This is a genomic window from Helicobacter japonicus (assembly GCF_000762845.2).
Taxonomy (GTDB): domain Bacteria; phylum Campylobacterota; class Campylobacteria; order Campylobacterales; family Helicobacteraceae; genus Helicobacter_C; species Helicobacter_C japonicus.
Genome location: NZ_JRMQ02000003.1, coordinates 116,872 through 130,455 on the forward strand (window position 1 = coordinate 116,872; position 13,584 = coordinate 130,455).

The window sequence follows — 13,584 nt, forward strand, 5'->3', positions numbered from 1 at the left end:
TATTAAGCTTTCTTGTGGGCGAGAGTTTGCTTAACAAATTCAAGAATAACAGGATTTGGACGTTGCAAACGTGAAGTAAATTCAGGGTGAAATTGAACAGCAACAAACCACGGGTGATTTATAAGTTCAATAGATTCTATAAGCCCATTACTCTCTCCACTAATAATCATACCATTTTTTTCGAAAAGCTCTCTATATTTGGGATTTGCCTCATATCGATGACGATGTCTCTCTCTTACACATACTTGTTCGTTATATGCTTTGTAAATTTTTGTATCTTTTTTAAGACAACATTCATATTCACCTAAACGCATTGTTCCACCCATAGGCGAGGTATGTGTCCTTAACTGCATATTACCTTGTGCATCAATAAAATCTTCGATGAGATAAATCACTGGTTCTTTGGTATCAGGATTAAACTCTACGGAATCTGCCTCTTTAATACTCAGCACATTACGCGCAAATTCAATCAGTGAAAGCTGCATACCAAGACAGATTCCAAGCATAGGAATATTATTCTCCCTCGCATACTTAATTGCTTCTAACTTACCTTTAATGCCTCTCTCGCCAAAACCACCCGGAATCAGTATAGAATCTACATCATATAAAAGTGTAATATCTTCTTCTAGCTCCTCACTATCAATCCATTTAATATTCACTCGTGTATCGGTATTTGCCCCTGCGTGAATAAGAGATTCTACAAGAGATTTATATGATTCTTTAAGGCTTAAATATTTGCCAACAAAACCAATGCTTATTTGACTTTTAGGCACAATGATTTTTTTGACAAGCATATCCCAATTATCCATTTTTGGCTCTAATGGCTCAAGACCTAAATATCGTGCTATCGGTGTAAGTATGCCCTCTTCTAAGAAATTTAGCGGACATTTATAAATACTCTCTGTATCTTCTGCAACAATTACACTATCATCATCGACATCACAACTCATCGCTAATTTACGCTTAAGCTCCTTATCAAGACTTTTTTCACATCGTGCAACAAGAATCTGCGGTGAAATCCCTATGCGTCTAAGCTCCTGCACAGAATGCTGTGTAGGCTTTGTCTTTAGCTCTCCTGCTGCACGCACAAGAGGAATAAGAGTAACGTGAATAGAAATCACTTGTTTGTTTCCTAATTCGTGTTTCATCTGTCTCATAGCCTCAAGATAGGGCATACCCTCTATATCCCCAACGGTTCCTCCAAGCTCAACAACAAGAAAATCGCTCTCTTCTCCTGCACATTTAATACGCGCTTTAATCTCATCAACAATATGTGGCACAATTTGAATAGTTTTGCCTAAATACTTACCCTTACGCTCTTTATCAATCACAGACATATAAATCTGCCCAGTGGTAAAATTATTTTTCTTATGAAAATCTTTATTTAAAAATCGCTCATAATGCCCTATATCCAAATCTGTTTCCGCACCATCACAAGTTACAAAAACCTCTCCGTGTTCCAAAGGGCTCATTGTGCCCGGATCAACATTAATGTAAGGGTCAATTTTAAGAATTGACACATCATATCCACTATGCTGAAGCAAAGTTGCTATCGAAGAAGAAGTGATACCTTTGCCAAGAGAACTTAAAACGCCTCCAGTTACAAAAATATATTTAACTACCATTCTCTATCCTTGTATATTTTTGAATGAATCATAATGAATTAGGAGTTAAAAGCTTGTTAATTTACTTTTTTTGTATTTTCTCGCTTATAATAACACTGAAACTTTATCATATATTGTTATATCATTTTATTAAGGAGATTACATTGCAGAATACTTTCATCATTTTATTTATCTGCCTCTTTATTTGTTTTTATACTCTACCAAGCATTATTTTAGCAATACTTCAAACTAGACATATCAAAGCAGAACTGCGCAAACCAGCTGTCCTTTTAGAATCTGAAGATTATATATTGGCAGGAAAATATGCCCTTGCCTCACTTCACCTTGATATATTTTCAAAAATTGTTGAAGCTCTTGTATTTATTGGGTGGGTAAGCTTTGGCTTATATATGCTTAATTCTCAAATTGAAACATTCTTAACACACATAAACCCCCTGTGGCAAGGTGTCATTTTAGTGCTAAGATTTATGCTTATAGAAGGTGCTATCAATCTCCCTTTTTCTATTTATAAAACTTTTGGACTTGATAAAAAATTTCATTTTAGTAACCAAACACCGAGCATTTTTATCGCAGACTTATGTAAAACATTACTTTTAAGCCTTATCCTTGGTGGTATTGTGGCTACTCTCTTAATTTTTATTATAGAAAATGTATCGCTATGGTGGATTGTAGGATTCATTGTATTGCTTGCTGTGGTGATTTTAGCAAATTTTATTTATCCTACACTGATTGCACCATTATTCAACACATTTACCCCACTTGATGATGATAATCTCAAATCACGTATAGAATCTTTACTCAATAGCATAGGCTTTAAAAGCAATGGTATCTTTGTAATTAATGCCTCAAAACACGATGGGCGGCTCAATGCATATTTTGGTGGGCTAGGAAAAAATAAACGCGTAGTGCTTTTTGACACTTTGCTTGATAAAATTAGTGCTGATGGGCTTATTGCAATTTTAGGACACGAATTAGGACATTTCAAACATAATGATATTTTTAAAAATATCATTATTATGGCGTGTGTGCTTTTTATGCTTTTCTTTGTTGTAGGACATTTACCACTACAACTTTTTGATGCACTTGGTTTAACATATAATGGGGCAAGTATATTGATTATGATGATTCTTATCTCTCCTATTATTAGCTTTTGGTTTATGCCTATTATTGGCTATTTTAGCCGCAAGGCTGAATATGCTGCTGATGAGTTTGGGGCAGATATTTCAAGCAAACATTGCCTTGCAAACGCACTCGTGCGTCTTGTAAATGAAAACAAAAGCTTCCCAAGCTCACACCCTGCATATATTTTCTTTTATTACACTCACCCACCACTTTTACAAAGGCTTAAAGCACTTGATTATGAAATCTAGCATTGATGAACTTCTACAAACTGCTACTATTGAGCTTTCATCGGTTGCTAAAACTCTCTCTTTAAAGCCAAGATTTGAGAGTGAGATTCTCTTAAGCTTTGTGTTAAAAGTGCCTCGCATTTACCTACACACACATAGCACACAATATATTGAAACTGCCCTTAAAGAGCATTTTTTTTCACTTATTGCCTTGCGCAAAAAAGGCACACCCATTGAATATATCACACAAAATGCAAGTTTTTATGGTTATGATTTTTTTGTGAATCCAAACGTGCTCATACCGCGTCCTGAAACAGAAATACTGATTGATAAAGCAAGAGAGATTATTCACGCATATCATATCCACTCCATAGCAGAAATAGGTATAGGCTCTGGTATTATCACTACAACACTTGCTCTACTTGAACCACAATGCCGCTTCTTTGCAACAGATATTAGTCAAAAAGCTCTCCAAGTAGCACAAAAAAATATCGCTACTTTTGCACCAAATGCGGATATTACACTTCATCACTGCTCAATCCTTCCTGCAAATGCGCCCCATTTTGAACTTCTTATTAGCAACCCTCCTTATATTAGCGAGGATTATCCCATAAGCAAACCGCTTCTTTATGAACCCAAAGTTGCTCTTTTTGGTGGAAAAGACGGCTTAGATGTATATAAGGAAATTCTTAAAGAAATCAAAAAACGCAAAAATATATGGCTTCTCTGTGAAATGGGCTTTAACCAAAAAGAAGCCATAAGCACATTGCTCCAAGATGCAAAAGATGTAGCATTTTACACAGATTTAAGTGGTTTAGATAGAGGCTTTAGTGCATATTTTGCTTGAACTATGATGTCTTTTAGTAGTTATACTTTAATCGCCCTCTTGAAAAATCAATTAAATCTTGCATACTTTGCATAAATGGTGGAAATGTTGCACTCGCAATCTCAAAGATTCTAAAGCTTGTTAGTGCATCGGCATACGCACGATGGGATACAGGTGTATATATGCCTAAAAGTTCATTTAAATAAGAGAGCGCATATCGCTTAGAAGGAATTGTTTTTTTTGCGAGTTCAATCGTGCAAATCTTAGGATTAAGTAAGCCAAAAAGCCCACATTGACGCAAATGGTAATCCAAAAATGTATAATCAAAATTAACATTATGCGCTACAAATACACCATTACCTAAAAATTCCCTAAAGTCTTTCAATACTTCGCCCCTACAAGGAGCTTGAGCAATATCTTCGAAAGTAATGCCTGTTAATTCTGTGATATTTTCTGGCACAAATGGTGCGTATATGTAACTCTCAAAAGTTTCTATAATCTTGCCTCTACGCACTTTAAGCGCACCAATTTCTATAATATCGCTACTTTGGGGCTTTGAGCCATTTGTCTCGATATCCACAAAAACTAAATCTCCCTCTTGCCACGCAATCTTATCTGTCATAAGGCTAAACAACACTTCATCATTTCTCTCCTCTCTGTATAAAGGTGCGCCTGCACCTTTAAGAATCTCAAGTTCAGATTCTATGTCTGTATAAAGCCCCCCTATATTCTTTACATAAGTATAAAATTGTGCCTTATTCATAGGCTTTTGACGAAGTTTTTCAAAAAGTTGAGGATAAGTCATAAATTCTATCTAAGCGCAGCAATGGCTTTGGTATAATCAGCTGAACCAAAAACAAAACTCCCAGCTACAACCATATCAATTCCTGCTTCTTTTAATACAGAAATATTCTTATCACTCACGCCCCCATCAATCTCAAGCAAACATTGAGGATTTAATCTATCACGCATTGCCTTAAGATTGCGCAATTTTTCAACACTTGAAGGAATAAAACTCTGTCCGCCAAAACCCGGATTCACACTCATAAGCAACACCAAATCAACATCGGGTAAAATATATTCTAAAAGCTTCTCGCTTGTATGTGGGTTAAGCACTACTCCTGCCTTGACACCATTATTTTTAATATACCAAATAAGGCGATGTAAATGTTGCACTTCCTCAAGATGCACACTTATAAATGCAGGTTTTAAGGGCAAAAACAAATCCACAAAAAATGGCACATTTTTTACCATAAGATGAATATCAAGGGGCTTTGAAGCAACCTTGGCTATACTTTCTACCACACAAGGACCCATTGTGAGATTTGGCACAAAATGCCCGTCCATTACATCAATATGCACATAATCACACCCAGCCACACAAATATTCTCTACTTCTTCGCCAAGCCTTGTAAAATCAGCTGAAAGCACACTTGGGGCTACAAGTATTTCTTTTGCTTTTTGTATATCTTGTGCCATAAATATTCCTTTTGTTATTATTTCTTGTCCTTTATAGAATCTTGATATCCCATTGTATCACAACCAACCACACAAACTTTAATTTTATCTCTATAAGGCTATAATATCCCTTTAATCTTTAAAAGGAATCCTATGCCTATATCTCACTTTTTTGCACCTTTGCTTGGACTATCCACACCTACCCTCATTTATCCACATACATTGTTACAACCTCCTACACCTTTTATCCCCTATGGTTTTAAGATTCCCGCTCAAAACATAGAATCTCCGCACAACCCTAAAGCCATTGTAATTTTTGTAGGTGGATTCTGTGATACGATTATGTGTGCAGTGTATAAAAATTTTATAGAATTTAATGAGAAATCGTGCTTTAAAATCTATGCAAGTTTTAAATCTCAAGCTCTTTTTAGTGCGTGGTTACCACTTTTAGCTACTTATCAATTACCTATTTTTGTCATTGCACATTCTTGGGGTGCAAGCAATTTTTACAAAGCCCTATGTAATATGCACGCACATAATGTATCCTTACATTATCTTCTTACACTTGACCCTGTTGGTTATCATCAGCCAAAGATACGACCTCAACATATTAGATTCTGGGAAAATGTCTATATCACCCAAAAATACACACATTTATGTCGCCCAAACATCATTGCACTCATCGGACACGCGTGGAATACTATTAATGTAAGCGATAATAATATCCCTCTGCACAAGCCTATTCATCACGCAAAAATTACTCAAATGATTGAATCAACACATTTTGAAAGCGAACTTACAAAAATCATACGAGTTTAATACTAAAATGCTATAATCCTAAGCTAAAGCGTATTTTGGAGTATAAAATGATAAACATAATTATTGACACACTAAGAGAATCTGCGTTGCGTATAGACACGCTTCTTAAGCAACAAAGTGGTGGTTATTTACAAAGCACGAATGCAAGCGGAGATATGCAGCTTGAAGTCGATGTAGAAGCGGATAAAATTTTTCAAGATTCTTTACTTGAATTGCCCTGTGTAAAGGCAATTTGTAGTGAAGAGCAAGAAAAAATTTGTCCCTCACATTATACAGATGCGCCATACATTGTTGCTTATGACCCGCTTGATGGTTCTTCACTTATTGATAGCAATCTAAGCATAGGAAGTATTTTTGGCATATATAATGAAGAATTAAGCGCAAAACATCTTATTGCAAGTGGATATATTATTTATGGACCACGACTTGAAATGGTAATTGCTCAAGAGCAAGTATTACATTATCGTTATGATGGTATGCAATGGCGCAATTTAGGTGCATTGCAACTCAATACAAAAGGAAAAATTAACGCACCCGGTGGCACACAGAAACATTGGGAAAATAAACACAAAACGATGATAGAATCTTTGTTTGCGCAAGGTTATCGTTTGCGTTATTCTGGTGGTATGGTGCCAGACCTCCATCAGATTCTCATTAAAGGTGGCGGACTTTTTAGCTATCCTGCTACAAGTGATGCACCTAATGGCAAACTTCGCAAACTCTTTGAAGTATTCCCACTTGCATTTATATATGAAAAAGCAGGAGGATTTGCAACCAATGGCACACAAAGACTTTTAGAGCTTGGAGTAGAACATATACACGAGAGTTGCCCCTGTTTTTTTGGAAGCAAAGAAGAAATGGAACTTGTGAGAAAAATCTATGAATGAAACAGAAAATACACAAGCATTTAATGCACAAACCACAGAATTAGGACAAAATGGCAATTTTGAAGAAGTTTTGCAAGAGAAAATAAACCTTTTACAACAATGCCAACGCAATAAATCCCTTACAACTTGCTCTTTATGCGAATCTTTGATTGGCTGTAAGCTACGCAATGAATATGTCAAGGCTGTCTATGAAAGTATGTCAAAGGGACAACACGGCGATTTTGATTTTAATTAGATTCTAAAGGAGTTTTATGCAAACAAAAACCTATATTACTTCACCTATTTATTATGTCAATGATGTGCCGCATATTGGGCATTCTTATACAACTTTTTTATGCGATATGCTTAAAAAATTCTATCAACTTCAAGGACAAGATGTGCTTTTTACAACAGGCACAGATGAGCACGGACAAAAAATTGAACAATCCGCGCAAAAACATAACCTAGACCCTCAATCTTATGCTGATAAAATTAGTATAAGATTTAAAGAATTATGGAATGAATTTAACATAGATTATGATATTTTTGTGCGCACCACAGATAATGCACATTGTATAAGTGTGCAAAAAGCTTTTGAAATAATGTATGCAAAAGGAGATATTTATAAAGGGAGCTATGAAGGGCATTATTGTATTTCGTGTGAAAGTTTTTTTACTCAAACACAGCTTGGTTCTAACCAATCTTGCCCTGATTGCGGTAAAGCTACACAAGTCGTGCAAGAAGAAAGCTACTTTTTTGCTTTGAGCAAATATCAAGAGAGACTTTTAGCACATTTTGCCAACAATCCCTCAATGATACTGCCCAGCTTTTATCAAAACGATATTATAAAATTTATAAAGGAAGGGTTAAACGACCTCTCAATCACACGCACGAGTTTTGAATGGGGTGTGCCACTCCCGCATAATCCTGCGCGCAAAGATGACAAAAAGCACGTAATGTATGTGTGGCTTGATGCCCTTTTGAGCTACTTAAGCCCTCTAGGCTATCTTTCAGATAATGCAAAAATGCCTTATTGGGAAAATGCTATACATTTTGTTGGTAAAGATATTTTGCGCTTTCACGCAGTGTATTGGTTAGCATTTTTGATGAGCCTTGAGCTTCCTTTGCCTAAGCATATCTATACACACGGCTGGTGGACAAGAGATGGTGCAAAAATGAGTAAAAGTATTGGCAATGTGATTAATCCAAAAGAAGTAGCTAGTGCCTATGGTGTAGAATCTTTGCGTTATTTTCTTTTACGCGAAATGTCTTTTGGTCAAGATGGAGACTTTAGTCAAAAAATCTTTATTGAACGCATTAACGCTGAATTAAGCAATGATGTAGGTAACCTCCTAAATCGCCTCATTGGTATGAGCGAAAAATATTTTGCACTTGAAGTAGATTCAAGACAAGTAGAAAATTTTTTTACCCCTGAACTCAATGAGTTAAGAAATATTATTACCAGAGCACAAGAAAAAATGTTTGCTATGCAGCCTCATCGTTATATTGAAGAGTTGTGGAAGGCTTTTGGGTTAGGCAATAGTGTCGTTACCAAATACGAGCCTTGGAATCTTATGAAATCCCAACAAACAGAAAAAGCAATGGCATTACTTGGCTTAATCGCTAATATTTTAGCCCAAAGTAGCCTTTTACTTTATCCGATTCTACCCCAAAGTGCAAATAAAATTGCTCACGCACTTAACTTCAAAATAAATGCGCAAACCTATAAAGATCTCATCCAGCAAAAACAACTTCTTACTATTTTCAAACTGAATAAAATCTCTCCTCTATTCCCCAGAATAGAATCTCCTCTCCCTCAAGATTCTTCAATAAATAAATCTAAAATAATAGATTCTAAAAACACATCTCAAGTTGGCATTATTGATATTAAAGATTTTAGCAAAATCGATATACGCGTAGGAACAATAATAGAATGTGTTGCAGTAGAAAAAAGTGAAAAGCTCTTAAAACTAATGGTAGATATTGGTGAAGACAAGCCACGTCAGATTCTATCGGGGATTGCACAATATTATAGTCCGCAATCTCTCATTAACAAGCAAGTATGCCTTATTGTAAATCTCAAACCTGCCAAACTTATGGGACAAATAAGTGAGGGAATGATACTTGCTAGTAAAGATGAAAATGGCTTATCTCTTCTTGGTGTGGATAAAACACAAACCAATGGAAGCAAGATTAGCTAGAATCTTCTTTTGAGGGGAGCAAGTGAGGGTTAATGAGGTTGTAGAAATCACTAGAGGCACACTTCTTAATACGCCATCTATTACAATGTTTTCGCGCATAATCTGTGATGTAGAGCAGATTCAAAAAGGTGATTTATTTATCGCATATCAAGCAGATTTATCGCATATCACACAAGCCATTCAAGCTGGAGCGTATGGCATTATTTGCGAAGAAAAAATAAAAATTAATGATGATGAAATAGCCTATATTATGGTAGAAAATATGCAAGATTGCCTTATACGCCTTATTCGCTATAAACTTTTGGCAAAAAATATTGCATTTGCTCCTTCATTATCTCCTATTGAAGAATCTATTGCACAAAATATCATCAATGATGAAAGGGTGCTTTTTTTTAATGATAATCTTCATATACTTATTGAGCTTCTCAATAATGAATCTATTGCATTTATTTTTACACATAATCCTCACATCACAGAGCTTGGATTTAATACTATTCAAGCTAATACCCCAAAAGAACGACCTTTTTTAGTGCTCTCACACACACTTTTTGACAGCACGATTTTACATAAAGATACACACTATCGCATTAGTCTCCCTAAATTATTTTTTAATGAGCTAAGCACAATACTTCATCTCTGTGAGCAAGAAAATATCACGTATTCTCTTAGTCAGTTTAAGCAGATTCCATTTTTTAAGCCTAATTTTCTTAATACTTTTGGCAAAATCATAGAATATGGGCAAGCCTCTAAAGTTGCTATTGCCGAAAAAGACATAGAACAATTTAAACGTTATATGGCATATATTGCTAATAATGCAACTTGGGGGAAGATTCTCTTTCTTGTGCCTTGTGTATATGTCGATATTTTCAGTCAAATTACCCAAACTTTTGGCTACGACACACAAGAAGAGTTATGCAATTATATTCATCGTGAGGATTTTAATTTTGCCCTCATTTTAGGAATCGACGATGATACCCTTACACACGCACTCAACACAAATTATAAACAAATCCTAGAGCCAGATTTATTTTCAAGTTTTCTCAGTGAGGAGCAAGTTTGAGTGATTTTTTTGATTATGCAACAAAAAAAGCGCAGCATATCACTCAAGCAAAAAATATTGCGCCACTTTTAGCACAAATTACCACCTTGCCTACTATTCCTGCCGAATTTTATAGTGATAATGGCATTCATATCCGAGCCCTTGATACACATCTGTATGCCAAACATCAATATGAAATCAATGAACTTGCTCACAAACTTAAACCTTGGCGCAAGGGACCATTTTTTTTATTTGATACACATATTGATAGTGAATGGCAAAGTTTTATCAAATGGCAGATTCTTAAACCTCATTGCAATTTAAGTGGTAAAAAGATAGCCGATGTAGGTTGTAACAATGGCTATTATATGTTTGAAATGCTTCTTCACAATCAAAAAGCTATGCCAGAGAGTATTACAGGTTTTGACCCAAGTGGTATTTTTAAAGCACAATATGATTTTATTAATCACTTTATTAATGCTCCATTGCATTTTGAATTACTTGGCGTTGAGGATTTAGCAACGTTTGCTCAAGCACACAAAAGTCCTTTTGATATGATTTTTTGTCTTGGTGTGCTTTATCATCGCCTTGATCCTATAAGCACACTTAAAACTCTCTATCAAGCCCTTAATAGTGGTGGAGAACTAATTTTAGACACACTTATTTATGAGAGTGAGAGTGAAATTTGCCTAAGCCCAGCCAAAAGCTATGCTAAAATGTCAAATGTCTATTTTATCCCAAGTGTGAGCACACTTAAAGGGTGGTGTGAGAGGGCAAAGTTTTCTTCTTTTGAAGTTCTTGGTTTTAAGCCCACAACCACACAGGAGCAACGACATACCCAATGGGTAGATTCCCAAAGTTTGGATTCATTTTTGAATCCTACTCAAACACTTACTATAGAGGGCTATCAAGCTCCTTTGCGAGGATATTTTAAAGTTAAAAAACACTAAAAAGGATATGGTTATGATAGATGATGACTATGAAGAAAATACGAATGTCCCCCTTGAAAATGATGAGTTAATCGTATGTGCTGAAATGTCCCCAAATATAGTAGGGGAATTGCTTGAACTCTATCGCAATAAAGCTGTAGTGAAATTTACGCCAAATGAGCGTATGACAATGGACGAAAGCAAAATGATTCACGCAGGATTTGTTTTTAATTCAGCAAGTTTTGCAGCTATGGCAGCGATTAATAAAAAGTATAGTGTGCTTATTGCAGCTGATGTAAAATTTTTAGCTCCCATTGAGCTAGGACACGAAGTCATCTTTAAAGCGGAAGCTATTCAAAGTGATACAAAAAAATGCGAAGTAAAGGTGGAGGGATATTTGCTTGATATTAAAATTTTTGATTCCCTCTTTCATATTGCCGTATTTGATAAAAAAATCTTTAAATTACGTTTTAAAGATGAAAATTAGTCATTCCATAACTTGAGAGCAGATTCTATATCAATATGACAATATCCTAATGGATTTTTCTCTAAATACTTTTGATGATAGGATTCTGCAGGATAGAAATTTTGTAATTGCTCAACCTCTGTAACTGCTTTTGCATTATGCTTTTTTTCCCATTGTCTAAGAGATTCTCTAATGATACTCTCATCGCTTTCACGCACAAAATACACACCATTGCGATATTGTGTGCCAATGTCATTTCCTTGAAAATTTAATGCACAAGGGTTGATAATAGATAAAAATCTCCCCACAATCTCACGCAAAGGAAGTAGATTCTCATCATAATACAGCTCCAAAGCTTCCGCTGCTCTGCTGTTGCCACTACATACAAATTCATAGCTTGGATTCCTAACTGCACTATTAGCATAGCCTACTTGTGAATAGAGTGTGCCTTTAAGTTTATCAAAATAGCCTTGTATGCCCCAAAAACACCCACCTGCAAGATAAATTACTGCCATATATCACCTCTAAGCTTATAAGTGTAAAAAAAGTTATTCTAAGATATAATTGTGTCTTTGCTGTTTATACAAAGGAGAAACAGGTGCAACATTTACTCAAATCTCTTCCTAAAGTTGATACTCTACTTGCTCATAACGAACTCAAAATGTTTCAAAAATCTACACTTCTACCTATTATTCAATCACATTTATCGTTGCTACGTGAAAATATATCCTCAAATACTTTTTCACCTAAAGAATTAGAATCTGCCCTCAATGAAATTATCCCTGCAATTAAAGAAAAGGCTATTAAAGCGACTAATCCCACACTCACACGAGTGATTAATGCCACTGGCGTGGTGATTCATACAAATCTTGGGCGCAGTGTCTTTTCTTCAGAAATCCTTGATGAGATCACGCCTTTTTTGAAGAGTTATCACACACTTGAGTATGATTTAGCTAAAGGCAAAAGAAGTGAGCGATATACTCATACCACACAGATTCTATGTGAAATGTTTGGTTGCGAAGATGCACTTTTAGTCAATAATAACGCTGCAGCAGTGTTTTTAATCCTCAACACCTTTGCAGCCCATAAGGAAGTGATTATTTCTCGTGGAGAGCTTGTGGAAATCGGAGGAAGTTTTAGAATCCCAGAAGTGATGAAAAGTGCTTCAAGTATCCTCTGCGAAGTCGGTGCGACAAACAAAACACATCTTAGGGATTATGAAAATGCAATTAATGAACAAAGTGCGATGATTATGAAAGTCCATCAAAGTAATTTTAAACAAATTGGCTTTGTAAAGCAATGCCATATCAAAGAAATCATACATCTTGCACGAAAACACCAACTTATTGACTATTTTGATTTAGGAAGTGGGCATATAGGTGCGCTTCCTCTAGCAGATGAGCCAAGTGTGCGCGAGATTTGCAAATATAAACCCTCGCTTCTTAGCTTTAGTGGCGATAAGCTTTTAGGAGCGGGACAAGTTGGCATTATCATCGGTAAATCACAGCTTATTGCGCAATTAAAAAATAATCAGCTTTTACGCGCTTTAAGGGTAGATAAATTTAGCATTCTTGCATTGCAAGCAACACTCAAAGCATACCAGCATAAAGAGTATCACAAAATCCCAACTTTTGCTATGCTCAACTCTAGCCCTAAAGAGCTAGAATCTAAAGCACAAAATCTTGCAGAGCGCATACAGAGATCGCCAATTGCTAAAAAGATTGATATAAAAGTGCTACCTCTGCACTCATTAGCAGGTGGAGGAAGTCTCCCACATTTATCTTTTGATTCTTTTGGACTTTCACTTCAAGCAAAATACTTACAAACACGAGATTTTGAATCTGCCTTGCGAAATTTAGGATTAATTACTTGTTTGCAGGGAGAAAGGATACTCCTTGATATGCGCACTCTCTTAGCAGGTGATGAGGAGCGCATCGTAGAAATCCTTTTACAAGTGCTATCACAAAAAGATGATACCTTACCATCATCTCATTAAAGGATAGAGT

General features: G+C 35.7%; 14 protein-coding genes. 10 read left to right on the forward strand and 4 right to left on the reverse strand.

From position 1 onward, the window contains the following. Positions 1-2: 2 nt before the first annotated feature. Positions 3-1,625 (reverse strand): glutamine hydrolyzing CTP synthase, encoded by a 1,623-nt coding sequence (pyrG, locus tag LS65_RS03770; RefSeq protein ID WP_034361642.1) that lies wholly within the window; start codon positions 1,623-1,625, stop codon positions 3-5. Between the two features lie 143 nt (positions 1,626-1,768). On the opposite strand from pyrG, the gene LS65_RS03775 reads away from it, so the two are divergent. Together LS65_RS03775 and prmC are read left to right on the forward strand one after the other, a co-directional pair. Further along, entirely contained in the window at positions 1,769-2,995 is a 1,227-nt protein-coding gene (locus tag LS65_RS03775; RefSeq protein WP_034361640.1) for a M48 family metallopeptidase, read from the forward strand. After that, a complete protein-coding gene (prmC, locus tag LS65_RS03780) occupies positions 2,985-3,821 on the forward strand; it encodes a peptide chain release factor N(5)-glutamine methyltransferase (protein WP_236096615.1) in 837 nt (278 codons plus the stop codon). The genes LS65_RS03775 and prmC overlap by 11 nt, the downstream gene beginning before the upstream one ends. Positions 3,822-3,834: 13 nt before the next feature. On the opposite strand, the gene LS65_RS03785 is transcribed toward prmC, so the two are convergent. Then, the gene (locus tag LS65_RS03785) at positions 3,835-4,605 is read right to left on the reverse strand and encodes a 3'-5' exonuclease (RefSeq protein ID WP_034361637.1); all 771 of its coding nucleotides are present in this window, start codon (positions 4,603-4,605) and stop codon (positions 3,835-3,837) included. Positions 4,606-4,610: 5 nt separating this feature from the next. Next, complete coding sequence (gene rpe, locus LS65_RS03790; RefSeq protein WP_034362083.1) at positions 4,611-5,249, reverse strand: ribulose-phosphate 3-epimerase; 639 nt, start codon at positions 5,247-5,249, stop codon at positions 4,611-4,613. Between the two features lie 162 nt (positions 5,250-5,411). Between rpe and LS65_RS03795 the strand changes: the two genes are divergently transcribed. The 7 genes from LS65_RS03795 to LS65_RS03825 are packed head-to-tail and all read left to right on the forward strand — an operon-like array spanning position 5,412 to position 11,599. Then, a complete protein-coding gene (locus tag LS65_RS03795) occupies positions 5,412-6,077 on the forward strand; it encodes a hypothetical protein (protein ID WP_052061063.1) in 666 nt (221 codons plus the stop codon). A gap of 47 nt (positions 6,078-6,124) precedes the next feature. Next, on the forward strand, positions 6,125-6,964 hold the full coding sequence (locus LS65_RS03800) for a class 1 fructose-bisphosphatase (protein ID WP_034361635.1): 840 nt from the start codon (positions 6,125-6,127) through the stop codon (positions 6,962-6,964). After that, positions 6,957-7,199 (forward strand): hypothetical protein, encoded by a 243-nt coding sequence (locus LS65_RS09920; RefSeq protein ID WP_034361634.1) that lies wholly within the window; start codon positions 6,957-6,959, stop codon positions 7,197-7,199. Before LS65_RS03800 ends, LS65_RS09920 begins: the two co-directional genes overlap by 8 nt. A 16-nt stretch (positions 7,200-7,215) precedes the next feature. Further along, a complete protein-coding gene (gene metG / locus LS65_RS03810) occupies positions 7,216-9,144 on the forward strand; it encodes a methionine--tRNA ligase (RefSeq protein WP_034361633.1) in 1,929 nt (642 codons plus the stop codon). Positions 9,145-9,166: 22 nt separating this feature from the next. Next, entirely contained in the window at positions 9,167-10,204 is a 1,038-nt protein-coding gene (locus LS65_RS03815) for a hypothetical protein (RefSeq protein ID WP_034361632.1), read from the forward strand. Further along, positions 10,201-11,133 carry a tRNA 5-methoxyuridine(34)/uridine 5-oxyacetic acid(34) synthase CmoB gene (gene cmoB, locus LS65_RS03820; protein WP_034361631.1) on the forward strand — a complete coding sequence of 311 codons (933 nt, stop codon included), beginning with the start codon at positions 10,201-10,203 and terminating at the stop codon, positions 11,131-11,133. The genes LS65_RS03815 and cmoB overlap by 4 nt, the downstream gene beginning before the upstream one ends. Positions 11,134-11,146: 13 nt before the next feature. Next, positions 11,147-11,599 (forward strand): thioesterase, encoded by a 453-nt coding sequence (locus LS65_RS03825; RefSeq protein ID WP_034361630.1) that lies wholly within the window; start codon positions 11,147-11,149, stop codon positions 11,597-11,599. Here LS65_RS03825 and msrA read toward each other — a convergent pair. Then, positions 11,596-12,093: a peptide-methionine (S)-S-oxide reductase MsrA gene (msrA, locus tag LS65_RS03830; protein WP_034361627.1), complete on the reverse strand. Its 498-nt coding sequence runs from the start codon at positions 12,091-12,093 to the stop codon at positions 11,596-11,598. The two genes, LS65_RS03825 and msrA, sit on opposite strands and share 4 nt — an antisense overlap. A gap of 83 nt (positions 12,094-12,176) precedes the next feature. On the opposite strand from msrA, the gene selA reads away from it, so the two are divergent. Next, a complete protein-coding gene (gene selA / locus LS65_RS03835) occupies positions 12,177-13,574 on the forward strand; it encodes an L-seryl-tRNA(Sec) selenium transferase (RefSeq protein ID WP_034361625.1) in 1,398 nt (465 codons plus the stop codon). The last annotated feature ends 10 nt before the right edge of the window (positions 13,575-13,584 follow it).

What these genes read in the sequence shown, in the direction of transcription:
- pyrG (WP_034361642.1), bottom strand. Translation starts at nt 1,625, where the DNA reads ATGGTAGTTAAATATATTTTTGTAACTGGAGGCGTTTTAAGTTCTCTT.
- prmC (WP_236096615.1), top strand. Translation starts at nt 2,985, where the DNA reads ATGAAATCTAGCATTGATGAACTTCTACAAACTGCTACTATTGAGCTT.
- LS65_RS03785 (WP_034361637.1), bottom strand. Translation starts at nt 4,605, where the DNA reads ATGACTTATCCTCAACTTTTTGAAAAACTTCGTCAAAAGCCTATGAAT.
- LS65_RS03795 (WP_052061063.1), top strand. Translation starts at nt 5,412, where the DNA reads ATGCCTATATCTCACTTTTTTGCACCTTTGCTTGGACTATCCACACCT.
- LS65_RS03800 (WP_034361635.1), top strand. Translation starts at nt 6,125, where the DNA reads ATGATAAACATAATTATTGACACACTAAGAGAATCTGCGTTGCGTATA.
- LS65_RS09920 (WP_034361634.1), top strand. Translation starts at nt 6,957, where the DNA reads ATGAATGAAACAGAAAATACACAAGCATTTAATGCACAAACCACAGAA.
- metG (WP_034361633.1), top strand. Translation starts at nt 7,216, where the DNA reads ATGCAAACAAAAACCTATATTACTTCACCTATTTATTATGTCAATGAT.
- LS65_RS03825 (WP_034361630.1), top strand. Translation starts at nt 11,147, where the DNA reads ATGATAGATGATGACTATGAAGAAAATACGAATGTCCCCCTTGAAAAT.
- msrA (WP_034361627.1), bottom strand. Translation starts at nt 12,093, where the DNA reads ATGGCAGTAATTTATCTTGCAGGTGGGTGTTTTTGGGGCATACAAGGC.